Annotated in this window: 19 protein-coding genes and 1 tRNA gene; 2 read left to right on the top strand and 18 right to left on the bottom strand. The window is 60.3% G+C overall.

Translation table 11 applies throughout. The features are described 5' to 3' along the window. Positions 1 to 35 precede the first annotated feature (35 nt). The 3 genes from JHD77_RS16495 to JHD77_RS16485 all read right to left on the bottom strand — a co-directional run bounded on the left by JHD77_RS16495 (position 36) and on the right by JHD77_RS16485 (position 1485). Positions 36 to 461: a hypothetical protein gene (locus tag JHD77_RS16495; RefSeq protein WP_124082625.1), complete on the bottom strand. Its 426-nt coding sequence runs from the start codon at positions 459 to 461 to the stop codon at positions 36 to 38. Then, a complete protein-coding gene (locus tag JHD77_RS16490; protein WP_031637855.1) occupies positions 461 to 787 on the bottom strand; it encodes a hypothetical protein in 327 nt (108 codons plus the stop codon). The genes JHD77_RS16495 and JHD77_RS16490 overlap by 1 nt, the downstream gene beginning before the upstream one ends. A 203-nt stretch (positions 788 to 990) precedes the next feature. Continuing rightward, positions 991 to 1485, bottom strand: a complete 495-nt coding sequence (locus tag JHD77_RS16485; protein ID WP_126709954.1) for a hypothetical protein — start codon at positions 1483 to 1485, stop codon at positions 991 to 993. 386 nt (positions 1486 to 1871) lie between these two features. Here JHD77_RS16485 and mobH point away from each other — a divergent pair, with 386 nt between their 5' ends. Together mobH and JHD77_RS16475 are read left to right on the top strand one after the other, a co-directional pair. Continuing rightward, positions 1872 to 3791, top strand: a complete 1920-nt coding sequence (gene mobH, locus JHD77_RS16480; protein ID WP_023132239.1) for a MobH family relaxase — start codon at positions 1872 to 1874, stop codon at positions 3789 to 3791. Then, the gene (locus JHD77_RS16475; RefSeq protein ID WP_070136192.1) at positions 3788 to 5071 is read left to right on the top strand and encodes a site-specific integrase; all 1284 of its coding nucleotides are present in this window, start codon (positions 3788 to 3790) and stop codon (positions 5069 to 5071) included. Before mobH ends, JHD77_RS16475 begins: the two co-directional genes overlap by 4 nt. Before the next feature lie 370 nt (positions 5072 to 5441). On the opposite strand, the gene JHD77_RS16470 is transcribed toward JHD77_RS16475, so the two are convergent. The 15 genes from JHD77_RS16470 to aspS form a co-directional block, all read right to left on the bottom strand. Beyond that, positions 5442 to 5517: transfer RNA gene (locus JHD77_RS16470), tRNA-Lys, on the bottom strand. Between the two features lie 59 nt (positions 5518 to 5576). Further along, complete coding sequence (gene queC / locus JHD77_RS16465) at positions 5577 to 6251, bottom strand: 7-cyano-7-deazaguanine synthase QueC (RefSeq protein WP_003111415.1); 675 nt, start codon at positions 6249 to 6251, stop codon at positions 5577 to 5579. A gap of 15 nt (positions 6252 to 6266) precedes the next feature. Beyond that, complete coding sequence (gene queE / locus JHD77_RS16460; RefSeq protein ID WP_003111416.1) at positions 6267 to 6914, bottom strand: 7-carboxy-7-deazaguanine synthase QueE; 648 nt, start codon at positions 6912 to 6914, stop codon at positions 6267 to 6269. 219 nt (positions 6915 to 7133) lie between these two features. Then, entirely contained in the window at positions 7134 to 7958 is an 825-nt protein-coding gene (gene ybgF / locus JHD77_RS16455) for a tol-pal system protein YbgF (protein ID WP_025297304.1), read from the bottom strand. A 9-nt stretch (positions 7959 to 7967) separates the two neighbouring features. After that, the gene (pal, locus tag JHD77_RS16450; RefSeq protein ID WP_003111417.1) at positions 7968 to 8474 is read right to left on the bottom strand and encodes a peptidoglycan-associated lipoprotein Pal; all 507 of its coding nucleotides are present in this window, start codon (positions 8472 to 8474) and stop codon (positions 7968 to 7970) included. A 52-nt stretch (positions 8475 to 8526) separates the two neighbouring features. After that, positions 8527 to 9825: a Tol-Pal system beta propeller repeat protein TolB gene (gene tolB / locus JHD77_RS16445; RefSeq protein WP_003086128.1), complete on the bottom strand. Its 1299-nt coding sequence runs from the start codon at positions 9823 to 9825 to the stop codon at positions 8527 to 8529. Then, positions 9822 to 10865, bottom strand: a complete 1044-nt coding sequence (tolA, locus tag JHD77_RS16440) for a cell envelope integrity protein TolA (RefSeq protein WP_003117096.1) — start codon at positions 10863 to 10865, stop codon at positions 9822 to 9824. The genes tolB and tolA overlap by 4 nt, the downstream gene beginning before the upstream one ends. A 2-nt stretch (positions 10866 to 10867) precedes the next feature. Continuing rightward, positions 10868 to 11308: a protein TolR gene (tolR, locus tag JHD77_RS16435; RefSeq protein ID WP_003086126.1), complete on the bottom strand. Its 441-nt coding sequence runs from the start codon at positions 11306 to 11308 to the stop codon at positions 10868 to 10870. Positions 11309 to 11330: 22 nt separating this feature from the next. Continuing rightward, positions 11331 to 12026 (bottom strand): protein TolQ, encoded by a 696-nt coding sequence (gene tolQ / locus JHD77_RS16430; RefSeq protein ID WP_003086125.1) that lies wholly within the window; start codon positions 12024 to 12026, stop codon positions 11331 to 11333. 1 nt (position 12027) lies between these two features. Beyond that, positions 12028 to 12474, bottom strand: a complete 447-nt coding sequence (ybgC, locus tag JHD77_RS16425) for a tol-pal system-associated acyl-CoA thioesterase (protein ID WP_003086124.1) — start codon at positions 12472 to 12474, stop codon at positions 12028 to 12030. A 52-nt stretch (positions 12475 to 12526) separates the two neighbouring features. After that, entirely contained in the window at positions 12527 to 13585 is a 1059-nt protein-coding gene (gene ruvB / locus JHD77_RS16420) for a Holliday junction branch migration DNA helicase RuvB (protein WP_003086123.1), read from the bottom strand. A gap of 10 nt (positions 13586 to 13595) precedes the next feature. Next, complete coding sequence (gene ruvA, locus JHD77_RS16415; RefSeq protein WP_003086122.1) at positions 13596 to 14201, bottom strand: Holliday junction branch migration protein RuvA; 606 nt, start codon at positions 14199 to 14201, stop codon at positions 13596 to 13598. A 16-nt stretch (positions 14202 to 14217) separates the two neighbouring features. Further along, positions 14218 to 14742 carry a crossover junction endodeoxyribonuclease RuvC gene (ruvC, locus tag JHD77_RS16410; protein ID WP_003112575.1) on the bottom strand — a complete coding sequence of 175 codons (525 nt, stop codon included), beginning with the start codon at positions 14740 to 14742 and terminating at the stop codon, positions 14218 to 14220. Positions 14743 to 14826: 84 nt separating this feature from the next. Then, entirely contained in the window at positions 14827 to 15573 is a 747-nt protein-coding gene (locus tag JHD77_RS16405) for a YebC/PmpR family DNA-binding transcriptional regulator (protein ID WP_003086107.1), read from the bottom strand. Between the two features lie 66 nt (positions 15574 to 15639). Then, positions 15640 to 17415: an aspartate--tRNA ligase gene (gene aspS, locus JHD77_RS16400; RefSeq protein WP_023129069.1), complete on the bottom strand. Its 1776-nt coding sequence runs from the start codon at positions 17413 to 17415 to the stop codon at positions 15640 to 15642. Between the last annotated feature and the right edge of the window lie 206 nt (positions 17416 to 17621).

Raw genomic sequence — 17621 nt, 5'->3', positions numbered from 1 at the left:
GCCGGCGGTCGAAGGCTGCCCGGTGGAACGAGAGGTTAGCCATTGTCGGATTCGGCGCCGGAACTACCGATAAAGTAGAAGTCTCGATCGATACATGCGCTTTCAAGTTGTTGCATATTGGCGGGCTCTAATCTATACAAAGGCATGTCGTGAAATAGCCATCGGCGCTGCCCCGAATATCTTGAATTTATATCTAGAGCAACAGCTTTGAAATAGAATTTTCCATTGTGAGCAGCATCCACGATGTAGGCTCTTCCATTCTTCGAGCGGCGCAGTTCCAGACTCATAGTATTCTGACCTTGCCTTGCCAGAAAATTAAAAGTCTGTTCTAAACGCCCACCTCGGCTGGCGGCTTCGATCACAAAGAGACCGGGCGAATAGTAATTTTCTGGCAACTCACTTGCAAAAACGAACTGCTTAGAGTCTTCCGGGCTGCGACAAAGATAGAAAACTGAATACATCAGACCTTACTCCGGATGACGGCGGAGCCGTTAAGAAGATCCTCAGCCGCCACGCTCTCAAACTTGTACTGCTCTGCGTCGACTCGTGTGGTGCCAACAATTGGTGACCACACCACGTTCCCATTGAATGTGTGGGTGCGTGTTGCATTTGCCTCTCGGATTTCATCTCTGTGCCTAAGGGCATCAATTCGAGAGAGCAGTAGAGGGTCTAGGTCAAAGAAGTCGCTGTCGCTGACTTCGATGTGGAGAACTGCTCCATCAAGTCCATGCCGATTAGCGGCCCAAGACTTCGCCACCCAGAGGTGTTCTCCCGTGTAGAATCCCATTCCGAGCTCACCTCCTCCTTTTTTAATTTCGATCCTGCCCGAGACGAGATCGTTGGCCGTTGTGTCCGATGTTCCGTGGTAGCAGTCAATGGGCATAGGTAAAAATGTCTAACGATTAGTCTAACAGGCAGACAAAAATTAAGATCTTTGTCTGCCTAGGGAATGAAGTGAACAACAGTTTAGCGCATTGCTACATGCCTACACTACTGACCTGTAAAAGTCATGCAGCGCTGCAGAAGCTGCGATGCACGCTCGAAATTTTCTTGCTGTTCTTGCATTTGATAAGCCCACTTTAGGCCGTGGAAGAAGTTATTTCTGAAACGCAAGACAATAATAAGCATGGCTGCTAGCTCGTCTCCTGGTGACGCTGAATTTCCTGATAGGATCGAACGAACTAAATCCGGTTCATCGTTATCTCGCAAATGCAGATATTCGAATCTACGGGTGGGCTCGCCATTTTGAAAATAGCGAGCCTTGAAGTATTCAAGATGTGGGATAAGCCAATTTTCCTTGAGATGACCTTGCTCTTCCCAATGCTGGGATTTTCTTATTATTTTCTTAGCTGATGCCGCAGAGCCCAAAACTTGCGCCTCGAATAAAGTCCACATGATTGTGAACGTATTCATTGCTTCAATCTCTTCTGGGGATAGCTGGCTAAAGCCTGGAGCGAAGCGCTCTATCGATTCTTTTACACTCACGCTGCCTCCTTGGCACATAACACGAGGTGTTGAAGCCAGCGAACTGCTTTAGAATAGAGGGGAGCTGGTGAAGCAGTGGATTAAATACACCACTTCTGCAGATCCCTTGGCTGGCGGTGTTTAGGCTTGCCCAAGGCTAACCTTAGAGAGAGCCGCTCACAATCCCTGTCCTCATGATCTGTAACGACTGACTTCTCTTGGCCGATTGCTGCCAGTCTTCACTGGATCTTCGGGAACCCCAAGCACTCGAAATCGCCATGCAGCTCAATGGTGAAAGATGGCACATTGCCAACAAAATACCCTTCCCCGCTACCGTTGTTTTATCGTTGTTGTCAGCCCCCGATCTGGCGGAAAAGCCCGCTCCATGAATCGTCATGGAGCCTCCCATGTTTCAACTCCTTTCCTGGATATCCAGGAAGCCTTCCCCCACCCCACCAACCAAAGCTGCCTCAGGGGGATTCCTCCCTCCTCTGAGCAGTATGGAGCTGCTCGGCACGCCTCGCCGCCGGCAGCTACTGGAGAACATCTGGCAGCGCGCCTCGCTATCCAAGCAGCAATTCGAGGAGATCTACCGGCGGCCACTGGCCAACTATGCCGAGCTGGTCCAACAGCTCCCAGCTTCGGAAAACCATCACCATGCCCATCCAGGCGGGATGATCGATCACGGCTTGGAGATCGTGGCCTACGCACTGAAGGTACGGCAGACCTATTTGCTCCCGATCGGCGCAGCGCCGGAGTCACAGTCAGCTCAGGCTGAAGCCTGGTCGGCCGCCGCGGCGTATGGCGCCCTGGCTCACGACATAGGCAAGATCGTCGTAGACCTGCAGGTTGAGCTGCAGGACGGCAGCACATGGCACCCTTGGAACGGACCGATCAACCAGCCTTACCGCTTCAAGTACGTGAAGTCCCGCGAATACCAGCTTCACGGCGCTGCCTCAGCACTCCTCATCCACCAACTGCTACCGCGCACTGCACTCGACTGGCTCAGTCGCTTTCCAGAGCTGTGGGCTCAATTGATCTATCTGTTCGCAGGGCAGTACGAGCACGCCGGGATCCTCGGCGAGATCATCGTGAAGGCAGACCAGGCCTCAGTCGCGCAGGAGTTGGGAGGTAATCCGGATCGAGCGCTGGCTGCACCGAAGCAGTCGCTGCAACGGCAGTTGGCAGACGGCCTGCGCTTCCTGGTGAAGGACAAGTTCAAGCTGAATCAGCCGGGCGGCCCGTCCGACGGGTGGCTGACTCAGGACGCACTCTGGCTGGTAAGCAAGCCTGCGGCCGATCAGTTGAGGGCCTACCTACTGGCTCAGGGAATCGAAGGGGTCCCCTCCTCCAACAGCACGCTCTTCAACATGCTTCAGGACCAAGCCATCATTCAGACCAACGCCGCGGACAAAGCCATTTGGACGGCCACGATAGACAATGGCGCCGGGTGGAAAAACAAGCTCACGCTGCTCAAGATCGCTCCAGCCTTGATTTGGACAGACCCTGCCGAGCGTCCCGCGCCCTACGGCGGATCACTCGTCGTTGAAGATGGAAGTACCTCCACGGAAAAGTCGGAATCGACCTGCGAAATCCCCATCGAACCAGTTGAACAGCCACAGGTACTAGAAGCCAAGATGACGCTCCGCCAACCTGCGCCGAGCGTTGCGAAACCGTCAAACGAGATGCGGGCGATTGCGAAGCCCACAACTGATGTTCAGGAAGAAACAGACGATTTGTACGCGCTTCTTGGTAGTATCAATTCGCCATCAGAAGAGCTAGTCACTAGCCGCGACTCACCGGCTGCTACTCCTACGAACACTCGCGGGGAGGAGAACCTACAGCAGCCATTAGGAACCGCGGAGCCAGCAGATTGCGCTCCCGAAACAGTTAAAGACGTATTTATGCCTAGCAGAAGCACTGATCTGGGACAGAGATTCGTTGGCTGGATGAAATCTGGCATCACGGCCCGTCGCCTGTTCATCAACGACACCAAGGCTTTGGTGCATACCGTCGACGGGACCGCCATGCTGGTCACGCCAGGAATCTTCAAGCGTTATGTCCAAGAGCATCCAGAGCTCGAAAAGCTGGCCCAGGCCAAGGATACGACCGGCTGGAAGCTGGTGCAGCGCGCGTTCGAGAAACAAGGGCTTCACCGGAAGACCAGTAAAAACCTGAACATCTGGACCATCAAGGTTTCTGGTCCTCGCAAGACGAAGGAGCTCAAGGCTTACCTGCTCCAGGATCCCAAACTGCTGTTCCCTGTGCAGCCTCTGGACAACCCAAGCCTCACGGTCATCACCGATGCCGAAGTAGGTGTGGAATGACGCCGCAGCAGCTCACCGAGGAGTACATCTTCGCGCACGATCTCCGAGAAGCCAGCGCGAAGATCTACCGCGCCGCGACCAAGGCGCTGCTCAAGCACTTCGGCCCTACGGCAACCGTACAGGAGGTGGACCACAGGTCTGTGCTGGGATGGCGGCGCAAGGTCCTGGAACAAGGCCTGTCGAAGCGGAGCTGGAACACGTATTCGAATCATCTGCGAACTATCTGGGGGTATGCCATCGAGCACGAGCTGGTGACGCACTCCCAAGTCAACCCGTTCAGAAAGACCACCGTCACCCCCCCCAGGCGAGCAAGCAAAACCGTCGCAGCCGAAGCCATCCTGCGCGCCCGCAATTGGCTCAACATGCAGGTCGGCGCCGAGCGCTGCACCGGCGATCGCGCACGCATCACTCCCGCCTGGTTCTGGCTTTGCACGTTTGAGGTCTTCTACTACACCGGCATCCGGTTGAACGCGCTACTGTGCATCCGCAAGCGCGACATCGACTGGGATAATCAACTGATCCTCATCCGCGGCGAGACAGAGAAAACTCATAAAGAGTTCGTAGTGCCAATAACGGAGGGGCTTGTGCCTCACCTATCGAGGCTCCTGCAAGAGGCCGATAGAGCCGGATTCGCCGATGACGACCAGTTGTTCAACGTCAACCGGTTCTCTCCGCACTACAAGAGCAAGGTGATGAACTCCGACCAGGTCGAAGCCATGTACCGGAAGTTGACCGAGAAGGTTGGGGTGCGGATGACCCCGCACCGTTTCCGGCACACCCTGGCCACCGACTTGATGAAGGCACCCGAGCGGAACATCCACCTCACGAAGTGCCTGCTCAACCACTCGAACATCCAGACCACGATGAGCTACATCGAGGCCGACTACGATCACATGCGTGCCGTGCTGCATGCTAGAAGCCTGGCCCAAGGCGCGCTGGAGAATGTCAGGAAGGTGGATTTCAGCGGCTCCCCGCAAGCCTCTGCCAAACCGAAGCCATGCGGGCAACCTCTCGCTCGAGTGAGTGAAGCGCCGCCACCGGAGGTCAGGACAGAGCCTGCAGAACCAAGGGAGCACACGTCAGGGACAGGCATTCAGGGAGGCCCAACCGCGTGGGAAGCAGAAGCGCTACCACAGCCACCTGACACCTTCGAGCAAAGCGTGCTGTTCACTCTGATGGCTCAACACTTATCGAACCGTGCCGCCTCGGCATCCGCGGCTCCCGCTGCAACAAGCGGATCGGGTGGATGGGGATCTGCCGCCCGAAGCAGTCTCGCCTAGCGATACCGGTACTGAGGGGCCGGCTACCGGACGAAAAGTAGCCGCGCCTCCCAGCAGATCGCTAGGCCTGTAGGAAGAATCTGGAATTACCGAGAGCGCCTGGATTCCAGCGCCTGCATGTTGGCAGAGCCGCGGAATTTCAAGGCCGAAACCGCAGTACCCTCTGTAATCGCTGATTACGTCGGGGGCGCATTGCTACGCCTGCAGAATGGATTCAGGACCTTAGAAACAGAAAAGCCCACCTTGATAGGCGGGCTATTCCATATTGACATCACGTCAATGCGGGCCTAATGTTCGGCCCAGACGGCTGCTGGACAAGTAAAAGGTGCAACACCCCTTCCTAGGCCTGCGCAACTCGCCCCTCTGAAAATGGTGGGTCGTGTAGGATTCGAACCTACGACCAATTGGTTAAAAGCCAACTGCTCTACCGACTGAGCTAACGACCCAACGCGAGGCGTATAATACTGATTTCTAACGTAAAAACAACACCTCTCGCGAATTTTTTTCAGAAATATGGCGTCGGGTCGGAAATACCAGCCGCCGCGAAGCCATCCGCACGCAGCCGGCAGCTATCGCATTTACCGCACGCACGTCCCTGCTCATCGGCTTGATAACAGGACACCGTCAGGCCGTAATCCACCCCGCGCGCCACGCCCGCCTGGATGATCTGCGCCTTGGACAGATACTGCAGCGGCGCCTGGATGCGGAAGCCATTGCCTTCCACGCCCGCCTTGGTTGCCAGGTTCGCCATGCGTTCGAAAGCCTCGACGAACTCAGGGCGACAATCCGGATAACCAGAGTAATCCACCGCATTCACACCGATGAAGATGTCACGGGCATCCAGGACCTCGGCCCAGCCCAGGGCGAGCGAGAGGAACACCGTATTGCGCGCCGGCACGTAAGTCACCGGTATACCTTCGCTAGGCGACTCGGGCACCGCGATGCTCTCGTCGGTCAATGCCGAGCCGCCCATGCCATTGAGGTCGAGCCCTATCACCTTGTGCTCGATCACGCCCAACTGCCGGGCCACGCGCTCGGCGGCCTGCAGCTCGGCACGATGGCGCTGGCCGTAGTCGAAACTCATGGTGTAGCAGGCGTAGCCGTCGGCCTTGGCCATGGCGACAACGGTGGCGGAGTCGAGGCCGCCGGAGAGCAGGATGACCGCTTTCTTCTGATTCATGATGGATTCCTCGTCTCAATGGCCCGGTTCGTCGTTCCAGAGAATCTTGTGCAGTTGCAATTGCAGGCGGACCGGCAGGTTGTCGGCCACGATCCAATCGGCCAGTTCTCGCGCGCTGACCTGATGGTGGCTCGGCGAGAACAGGACTTCACCGGCACGCTGGTCGAGGCGGTACTCGATCAGCTTGGATACCGCCCAGTCGTAGTCCTCTCGCGAACAGACGACAAACTTCACCTGATCGTTGTCGGTCAGCAACGGGATATTTTCGTATCGGTTGCGTCCGACCTCGCCAGATCCCGGCGTCTTGAGGTCGAGAACCTTGCTTACGCGCGGGTCGACCCGTGACACATCGAGGGCCCCGCTGGTTTCCAGGGAAACCTCGTAGCCGGCGTCGCAAAGCCGCTCCAGCAGAGAAATGCAATTCGGCTGGGCCAGCGGCTCCCCGCCGGTCACGCAGATGTAGCGAGGCTTGTAGGTGGCAACCCGCTCGAGAATAGCGTCCAGGCTAACGACGTCGCCGCCGCTGAAGGCATAGGCGGTATCGCAATAGTGACAGCGCAGGGGGCAGCCGGTCAGGCGCACGAAGACCGTCGGCAAGCCGGCGGTACGTGTTTCCCCCTGCAACGAGTAGAAAATCTCGGTGATGCGCAGGGTCTGTTGCATATTCAGCCACGGGCGTGACGACTGAACAGGTCGTCCGCCTCCGTTGCGGTAAATGAAGGGGCGCCACGGAACGTATCCTGTCGTGGCACTCGAAATCCCGGAAGGTCTCGCGAGGAGAGGCACGAAGATCAGCCGAGCTGAAACCATGCAGCTTCACGGGGGCGCAGATTCTAACGAAAAAACCCGCGACAGGCGCGGGTTTGTTCATCGGGAACGGGGTCAGCGAAGGTTCTTCAGGTCGCGCTGCGCCAGTTGGGCGGCCGAAGTGCCCGGGTACTGGGAAATGACCTGCTGGAGGATGCCCTTGGCCTTGTCGTTGTTACCCAGGCGACGCTCGACGTCCGCCAGCTTGTACAGCGAGTCGGGCACCTTCTGGCTGCTGGGGTAGCTCTGGCTGACCCGCGCGAAAGCCTGGCCGGCACCTTGCAGGTCGCCCTTGGCCAGGTTCACCTCGCCGAGCCAGTACTGGGCGTTGCCGGAGTACTGGCTGTTCGGGTACTTGCGCAAGAAGGCATTGAACGCCTGGCTCGCCTTGTCGAAATCCTTGCTCTTTATCAGGTCGAAGGCCGCGTCGTAGTAGAGCTTCTCCTTCGCCGGGTCGCCCGGCTCGCTACTCGGCGCCGGTGCGTTGTTGCCTGCGGGAGCCGCAGGCGCCCCATTGGCGTTGATGGCGCCAGCAGGTGCGGGATTCTGTGCAGCGGGAGCGCCACCACCGGAAATCCGACGGTCGAGGTCCTGGTAGCGTTCCAGGCTTTCCTGCTTGAGCTGCTGGATCTGGTTCTGCTGTTCCTCGAGCGTGCCACGCAGGCGAGCCAACTCGTCCTGCATCTGCTGGAGCTGCATGAACAGTTCGCCCTGCACGGAGGTGGGGGTTGTCACCCCACCTCCGGCAAAGGCGCCGCCGGCACCTGCCGTGCCATACCCGGAAGGAGGAACGTTGCCGCCATTGTTGGCGGCAACGCCGTCATACACAGGAACTTCCGCCCAGGCCGCTAATGGCAGGCTGAGCGCGAGGAACGTCAGGACACGCAGGTGCTTGGGCATAACGACTTCTTACTTCTTCAGCTCGACGCGACGGTTCTGAGCCCAGGACTGCTCGTCGTGGCCGGTAGCGACCGGACGCTCTTTACCATAGGAAACCAGTTCCAGCTGGGCCGGCGAAACGCCCTGCAGCACCAGGTAGCGCTGAACGGCCTTGGCACGACGCTCGCCCAGAGCCATGTTGTACTCGCGGGTGCCGCGTTCGTCGGTGTGGCCTTCCAGCACTACGCGCTGACCGCTGCCTTTCAAGTCTTTCGCGTGTACGTCCAGAGCGCGCATGGCTTCCGGCTTCAGGTCGGAGCTGTCGTACTCGAAGTAGAAGGTGGTGATCGCACGCAGAGCGGCTTCGTCGCTCAGGCTGCCGTCAACGGCACCGCTGTTGGCGCCATAGCCTGCGTTCGGGTCGACGCCGCCATTGGCACCTTCACCGGAAGCATCGCCGCCCTTGGAGGAGCAACCCACAGCCACAGCCATGGCCAGAGCCAGCGCAGCAAATTTGCCGAATTTCAGCATTTCCATCATGTAACTCCTAATGAACCCCAGTGTATAAGTTTGTAACCGTTGGCGACCGTCAGTTCAGGTAAGGGGACCAGGAAGGCTCGCGCACATCGCCCTGAGCGGTAGGGAGAGGTATCCGTACGCGTCCGTTGATGGATACGAGCATCAGCACGCCCCGGTCCTGCTGGCGGGTGGCGTAGATTAGCATGGTGCCATTGGGCGCAACAGTGGGCGAATCGTCCAGAGTGGTGTTCGACAGCACCCGCAGATTGCCGCGCTGGAGGTCCTGGGCGGCGATCTGGAAGTTGGTGTAGCCCTGCTGGCGGTGGACCATTACCAGGGTCTTCTCGTCGGCCGAGAGTTTCGGGTTGGCGTTGTAGTTGCCGATGAAGGTTACCCGGTCCACGGCACCGCTGTTCACGTTCATTTTGTAGATCTGCGGCTTGCCGCCACGGTCCGAGGTGAAGTACAGGGTAGAGCCGTCCTTGCCCCAAAAGGGTTCGGTATCGATCGCCAGGTTGTTGGTCAGGCGGCGCAGGGCGCGGCTGCCAAGGTCCATGACGTAGATTTCCGGGTTGCCGTCGCGCGACAGGACGAAGGCCAGGCGGTTGCCGTCAGGGGAGAATGCCGGAGCGCCATTCAGGCCCTCGAAATTGGTGATCTGCTCACGACGGCCAGTATCGACGTACTGGATGAAGATACGCGGGCGCTTCTGTTCGAAGGAGACATAGGCGATACGGCGGCCATCGGGCGAGAAGCGCGGCGACACGATGGGCTCGCGCGACTGCAGCAGGGTCACCGGGCGGGCGCCGTCGTAGTCGGAGCGCTGCAAGGTGTAGCGGGTGTTGTCGACCGAGAAACGCTCGGCGGTGACATAGAGCATCTTGGTGGAGAACGCGCCCTTGATACCGGTGAGCTTCTCGAACGACTGGTCGGCGATGTAGTGCGACATGTCGCGGAGCTGATCGGTGCTGCCGGTCACGCTGCCGGTCAGGACCTGCTGCTCGGTGCCGACATCGAACAATGCGTACTGCACCTGCAGGCGTCCGCCGGCAGGCACGATGTTGCCGACCATCACGTAGTTGACGCCAACTGCCTTCCAGTCACGGAAGATCACTTCGCTGGCCTGCGCCGGCTGGCTGATCATGTTCTGCCGGGGCAGCGGCTCGAAGTAGCCGGAGTTGCGCAGGTCGTTGCCGATGATATTGGACATGTCTTCCGGCAACACGTTGCCCCCCTGGAAGCCGAACGGCACCACGGCGATGGGAATGGCACGGTCGTTACCGCTGGAGATCACCAGCGGGTCGGCAGCCTGCGCAGCACCTGCCACCAGGGCCAGGGCGAAGAGCGCAATGCGAATCAGGGTACTCACAGACTCAAATCCTCCGGTTTAAAGATGATGCGGCGCTGACGATACAGGCTGTCGAAGGTAGCCCGCGGCAATTGCTGCATCTCGGGAATACGGCCGACGTTGCGCACCGCCGCCACCGCCGAACTGTCGAAAGGCTTGTCGCCACTCGAACGGCTGACGCTGGCATTGGTGATGGTACCGTCCGGCAGCATTTCGATCAGTACTTCTACGCTCATTCCATTACGCGCCGATGGAGGACGCCGCCACTGCTGGCTCACCAGGTTGACGATCAGGTCGTCGAGACTGCCGGTGACCTCGCTGCCCACCTCGTCGGCCAGGGCCTGCTGGCGCTCGGTCGTATCCGAAAGCAACTCGGCCAATGCCTGCGCCTTCTTGTCCTCGGCAGCCTTGCGGGCTGCCGCGGCAGCGGCGGCGGCCTTTTTCTTGGCGGCCTCGACGGCGGCTTTCTTCTTCGCCGCTTCCGCAGCAGCCTTCTTCTTGGCCTCCTCGGCCGCTTTCTTCTTCGCGTCCTCGGCTGCCTTTTTCTTGGCGTCCTCAGCGGCCTTTTTCTTGGCCTCGTCCTCGGCGCGCTTCTTGGCTATGTCAGCCTGCTTCTTCTGTTCGGCGGCCTTGGCCTCGGCAGCTTTCTTGGCTTCATCGGCCTTTTTCGCCTCGGCGGCTTTCTGGGCCTCGGCCTTTCGAGCCTCGTCAGCCTTCTTTTGTTCCGCCGCTTTCGCAGCAGCGACCTGCTGCTGTTCCAGCTTTTGTTGCTCGAGTTTCTGCTGCTCGAGCTTCTTCTGTTCGAGCTGCTCGACTTCGTATTGCTTGGAGGCGGTCTTCTTCGCCTCGCCAGCGATCTTCTGGTTGGTCTGTGTCGTCGCCTGGCTCTTCGACTTGAGCTGGTAGAGCGTGGCCTGCACGATCGGCTTGGAGGGAGGAAGCTCCGGAGCAAACGCCCAGCTGACGAACAGCATGGCGAAGATCAGAACGTGCAGGACCACCGCCAGGACGACGGGCCAGAAATAACTCTCGGAAGGCGAGCGTTCGAACTGTTGCTTCAAGATCAGGGGGCCTCGGTAATCAACCCGACGTTGGGCACACCGGCCTGCTGCAAGGCACCCATGGCGCCAACCACCGCACCATAGTTCACCGCCTTGTCGCCGCGGATGAATACCTGGGTGTCCGGACGGGCACTCATGATCTTGGTGACTGCATCGGTCATCTGTTCCAACGACACGGCACTATCGGTCTGTTTTTCAGTATCCACTTCGCTGCCGACGTTCCAGTAATAGGAACCGTCGGCCTTCACCGAAAGGGTCAGGACCTGCTTGTTGTTGTCCTGAGGCAACGCCTCGCTGGACACCTTCGGCAGGTCGACCTTGACCCCCTGGTTAAGCATCGGTGCGGTCACCATGAAAATCACCAGCAGTACCAGCATCACGTCGATGTAAGGCACCACGTTCATTTCCGCGACCGGCTTGCGCTTGTGACGAACCCTTGCCATATCGGCTTACCTCTCAGTCGTCTTAGTCGTCGCTGGTGTGCACCTTGCGGTGCAGGATGGCCTGGAACTCGTCGGCGAAGGTGTAGTAACGACCGATCAGCATCTCAGAACGTGCGGAGAAGCGGTTGTAGGCGATGACCGCCGGGATCGCGGCGAACAGGCCGATGGCGGTAGCGATCAGCGCTTCGGCGATACCCGGGGCGACGGTGGCCAGGGTTGCCTGCTGCACGGTGGCCAGGCCACGGAAGGAGTTCATGATACCCCAGACGGTACCGAACAGGCCGACGTACGGGCTGGTGGAACCGACGGTTGCCAGGAATGGCAGGCTGGCTTCGAGTTTCTCCTCCTCACGGGAGATGGCCACACGCATGGCGCGCGCCACGCCCTCCATCACCGCATCGGGATCGACGCCGGGCTGCTGGCGCAGACGGGAAAACTCCTTGAAGCCGGCACGGAAGATCTGCTCGACGCCGGAGTCCGGGTCCGGATTGCTACCGGCCTGGCGGTACAGCTTGGACAGGTCGATGCCCGACCAGAAGCGTTCTTCGAAAGCATCCAGTGCCTTCTTGGCGGCGCGCATGGCATTGCCGCGCTGGAAAATCATGATCCAGGATGTGACCGAGGCGGCCACGAGGGTCAGCATGACCAGCTGCACCACGATACTGGCGTTGCTGATCAGGCTCCACATGGAGGTATGGTCGACGACGTTCGGTTCCACTTTAATCTCCTGCTGAAAAAGAATCCGGGCTTCCGGCAAAAGCCGCACGCAACGTTTCGGGGATAGCACGTGGCTTCAGGGTGTCCGCTCGCACGCACGCCACCAGGAACCGCCCCTCGCAGAGCAGGACGGAGTCCGACGCTCGACGAACCTGTTGACGAAACTTCAGGCTCGCCCGGTTCAACTCCTCGACCTCGGCGCTGACAAGCAGTTCATCATCGAGCTTGGCCGGGGCGTGGTAACGCGCCTCGGCGGAGTGCACGACGAACAGCAGATTGTCGCCGACCAGTTGCGATTGGGCGAACCCCAAAGCTCGCAGCCGCTCGGTCCGAGCCCGTTCCATGAACTTGAGATAGTTGACGTAATAGACGATGCCGCCGGCATCCGTGTCCTCGTAATAGACCCGGAAACGCTGCTGGAACGGCTTTCCCCCGTGTTGCGCGCGCATACTCTAGAACCAAGTCCCGGCTTTGCCAATCGGCAATCGCCCACAAATGCAATTAATTACCATCTTCAGACGTGAACAGATCCGTCGTCACCCCCGGCCCCAACCTTTTCGGAATATTCAGGCCAAAGTGCAGGTACGCATGGCGTGTTACCACGCGCCCCCGCGGTGTCCGCATGATGTAGCCCTGCTGGATCAGATAGGGCTCCAGTACATCTTCGATCGTGTGCCGCTCCTCGCTCAACGCCGCAGCCAAGTTGTCGATTCCTACAGGCCCGCCATCGAACTTGTCGATCATGGTCAGCAACAGACGACGGTCGAGGTGGTCGAAGCCACGCTCGTCGACATCGAGCAGGTTCAATGCCTTGTCGGCGATCACCCGGGTAATGTCGCCCTGCCCCCGGACCTCGGCGAAGTCGCGTACCCGGCGCAGCAGGCGATTGGCGATTCGCGGCGTACCGCGGGCGCGCTTGGCGATTTCCGCCGCGCCCTGCGGCTCGATCTCCAGGCCGAGAATGCCGGCCGACCGACTGACGATGGTCGCCAAGTCCTCGACGTTGTAGAACTCCAGGCGCTGGACGATACCGAAGCGATCGCGCAGTGGATTGGTCAGCATGCCGGCACGGGTGGTCGCGCCGACCAGGGTGAACGGCGGCAGGTCCAGCTTGATGGAGCGGGCCGCGGGCCCTTCGCCGATCATGATGTCCAGCTGGAAATCTTCCATGGCCGGATACAGCACTTCTTCGACGATGGGCGAAAGACGGTGGATCTCGTCGACGAACAGGACGTCGCCGGCCTCCAGGTTGGTCAGCAACGCGGCGAGATCGCCGGGACGCTCGAGCACCGGCCCGGAAGTACTCTTGATGGAAACGCCCATTTCCTGGGCGATGATATTCGCCAGGGTCGTCTTGCCCAGCCCCGGCGGACCGAAGATCAGCGTATGGTCGAGCGCCTCCTGGCGGCCGCGCGCGGCATGGATGAACAGCTCCATCTGCTCGCGCACGCTGGGCTGGCCGATGTAGTCGGCCAGCTTCAGCGGGCGAATGGCGCGGTCCAGCTGCTCATCACGTTCGCGACCGGAAACGGCGGATATGAGGCGATCAGGCTCGATCATCGGACGCCACCTAGACCATGCCCTTCAGGGCCTGGCGGATCATTTCTTCGCTGGACAAATCCTCTCCCGGTACGGCTGCGACGGCACGACTGGCTTCCTGTGGCTTGAAGCCGAGGGCGATCAGCGCGCTGACTGCATCGGCCTCGGCGCTTGAGACTGTAGCGCTGGCACGGGGTTCCATCACCAACGGTGCAATCGTGGGCATGTTTTCCCAAGCCTTGAAGCGGTCCTTCAACTCCACCAGCAGGCGCTCGGCGGTCTTCTTGCCAACACCGGGGATCTTCACCAGGGTGGAGGTGTCCTGTGCCTGGACGCAACGCACCAGTTCGTCCACTTCCAGGCCCGACATCAGCGCCAGGGCCAGTTTCGGACCCACGCCGTTGAGCCGGATCAGCTCACGGAACAGCTCTCGCTCGCGCTTTTCGGCGAAGCCATAGAGCAAGTGCGCATCCTCACGCACAACCAGATGGGTATGCAAGGTCACCGGCTCGCCCACCGAAGGCAACCGATAGAGAGTCGTCATCGGCACTTCCACTTCATAGCCGACGCCATTCACATCGAGGATCAGGTGTGGCGGCTGTTTCTCCGCCAGGGTGCCACGCAAGCGTCCGATCACGAAGAGCTTTCCTTATTCAAAGACGCAGGCGCCCGCCACGTCGGCGTGCGCCCACCAGGCCATGGGGGACCAGACTCTGTTGGGTATGGGCATGACACAGGGCGATGGCCAGGGCGTCGGAAGCATCTATCTGCGGTTTCTGGGTCAGCTTCAACAGATGCATGACCATCATCTGCACCTGCTGCTTGTCTGCACCGCCGGTCCCCACGACTGCCTGCTTGACCTGCGAGGCGGTGTACTCCGCCACGCTCAACCCCTCCTCCATTGCCGCGACGATGGCCGCCCCCCGCGCCTGCCCCAGCTTCAGGGCCGAATCGGCGTTGCGCGCCATGAACACCTGCTCGATGCTCAGGGCCGTCGGGCCATGGGTGCGGATCACCTCGCGGACGCTGCGAAACACCACGTGTAGACGCTCGTGCAAGGGGCCATTACCGGTCCGTATACATCCGGACGCCACGTATTCGCAACCGCGCGCCGTTTCCCGCACCACGCCGAAGCCGGTGATGCGCGAGCCCGGGTCAATCCCTAGAATCAAAGTCATAAGCTGGATACTAAAAGCCGGAAGCGGGGTTCGAACGCATCAAGCGTACCCCACTTCCGGCTTCGCGTTATCGCTCCGATCGGCTCAGCCGAGCTGCGCCATCACGTCGTCCGGGATATCGGCATTGGAATAGACGTTCTGCACGTCGTCCAGGTCCTCGAGCATGTCGATCAGCTTGAGCACCTTCTGCGCGGTTTCCAGGTCCAGGGTCGCGGTGGTCGAAGGGATCATGGTGACTTCGGCTTCGTCGCCCTTGAATCCGGCGGCGGCCAGCGCCTCGTTCACGGAAATGAAGTCGGCGAAGGTGGTGAACACGTCGATGGAGCCATCGTCGTTGACTACCACGTCATCGGCGCCGGCCTCCAGAGCCGCGTCCATCAGCGCTTCCTCGTCCACGCCGGGAGCGAAGCTGATCTGTCCCTTGCGCTCGAACATGTAGGCGACCGAACCATCGGTGCCCAGGTTGCCGCCACACTTGCTGAAGGCATGACGCACTTCCGCAGCTGTACGGTTGCGGTTGTCGGTCATCGCCTCGACGATAATCGCTACGCCGCTCGGCGCATAGCCTTCATAGGAAAGCTCGACCATGTTGTCGGCATCGTTGGAGCCGACGCCGCGTGCAATGGCACGATCGATGGTATCGCGGGTCATGTTGGCGGTCAGCGCCTTGTCCACGGCCAGGCGCAGACGCGGGTTGTCCGCCGGTACGCCGCCGCCCTGCCTTGCAGCGACGGTCAGCTCACGGATCAGCTTGGTGAATATCTTGCCTTTCTTGGCATCTTGCCGCTCTTTGCGGTGCTTGATGTTGGCCCATTTAGAATGACCAGCCATAACTCACTCCGTATTGCTCTCTCGGCAGGAGGCGCCGCAAGCGGCGCCACCGCGGGTTGATTCGAATCACTCGGCCTTCGGCTGCTCGCGCAGGCGAATGTGCAGCTCGCGCAGGGCCTTGCCGTCCACGGAACCCGGTGCCTGGGTCATGACGTCGCCAGCGCTCTGGGTCTTCGGGAAGGCGATCACTTCGCGGATCGACGATGCACCGGTCATCAGCATGACCAGGCGATCCAGGCCGAAGGCCAGGCCGCCATGCGGCGGCGCACCATACTTGAGCGCGTCGAGCAGGAAGCCGAACTTCTCTTCCTGCTCCGCCTCGTCGATGCCCAGCACGCGGAACACCGCCTGCTGCATGGACTTGTCGTGGATGCGGATGGAACCGCCACCCAACTCGGTGCCGTTGAGCACCATGTCGTAGGCGCGGGAAAGCGCCGCGCCCGGATTGGCCTCAAGCTCGGCCGGGGTGCACTTGGGCGAGGTGAACGGGTGGTGCAGCGCGGACAGCGAGCCGTCGTCGTTCTCCTCGAACATCGGGAAGTCCACGACCCACATGGGCGCCCACTCCCGGGTGAGCAGCTTGAGGTCATGGCCGACCTTGATACGCAGCGCGCCCAGGGCATCGCAAACGATCTTGGCCTTGTCGGCGCCGAAGAACACGATGTCGCCGTCGACCGCGCCAACGCGATCGAGGATCACGTTCAGGTTGGCCTCGGGGATGAACTTCACGATCGGCGACTGCAGACCGTCCACGCCCTTGGCGCGCTCGTTGACCTTGATGTAGGCCAGGCCCTTGGCACCATAGATGCCGACGAACTTGGTGTAGTCGTCGATCTGGCTGCGCGGCATGGAGGCGGCGCCCGGTACGCGCAGGGCGGCGACACGCCCCTTCGGATCGTTGGCCGGACCGGAGAAGACCTTGAACTCCACTTCCTTCAACTGGTCGGCGACGTCCACCAACTCCAGCGGAATGCGCAGGTCGGGCTTGTCCGAACCGTAGCGGCGCATGGCCTCTTCGAACGGCATGTGCGGGAACTCGTCGAACTCGACGTCCAGCACTTCCTTGAACAGCTGGCGCACCATCTTCTCGGTGATGCCGATGATGTCGCTCTCGTCGAGGAAGCTGGTCTCGATGTCGATCTGGGTGAATTCCGGCTGGCGGTCGGCACGCAGGTCCTCGTCACGGAAGCACTTGGCGATCTGGTAGTAGCGATCGAAGCCGGCGACCATCAGCAGTTGCTTGAACAGCTGCGGCGACTGCGGCAGGGCGAAGAAGTGGCCCGGGTAGGTACGGCTCGGCACCAGGTAGTCGCGCGCGCCTTCCGGCGTCGGCCGGCCGAGGATCGGGGTCTCGACGTCGAGGAAGCCGTTGTCGTCCAGGTAGCGGCGAATGCTGCTGGTGATGCGCGCGCGCAGCTTCAGCTTGGCAGCCATCTCCGGACGACGCAGGTCGATGAAGCGGTAGCGCAGGCGGGTTTCCTCGCCCACATCGGAATATTCATCCAACGGGAACGGCGGAGTCTCGGCCTGGTTCAGCACTTCCAGTTCGTAGCCCAGTACCTCGATGGAGCCAGACGCCATGTTCGGGTTGCGCGCGCCTTCAGGGCGCAGGCGCACCTTGCCGGTGATCTTCACCACGAACTCGCTGCGCACCCGGTCGGCCTTGGCGAAGGTTTCCGCACGGTCCGGATCGAACACCACCTGGGCCAGCCCCTCGCGATCGCGCACATCGAGGAAGATCACTCCACCATGGTCGCGGCGGCGGTGAACCCAACCGCAAAGGGTGACTTCCTGGCCGTCCAGGCTCTCGTTCAGTTGGCCGCAATAGTGGCTGCGCATCATGGTGTGGTTCGCTTCTCGTAAGTCTTGGATTCTGTGGAGCCGCCGGCTGCCTGGCGACCATTGCCGGGCTCTCGCCGGCCCTGACCGAGCACCGGAACCATCGGTACGCCCCCGGAAGGACATCTCCCGCGCTGCCCGGTGAACGGCAACGGCGAAGCACCCGCATCCGGGTCCACTTCGCATTGAAGGCGGGGATTATAGCCTGA

Origin of the sequence: Pseudomonas sp. P20 (assembly GCF_016463925.1) — a bacterium.
GTDB lineage: Bacteria > Pseudomonadota > Gammaproteobacteria > Pseudomonadales > Pseudomonadaceae > Pseudomonas > Pseudomonas aeruginosa.
The sequence above is the reverse complement of the archived record's forward strand: the minus strand, read 5'-3'. Positions and strand labels throughout refer to the sequence as shown.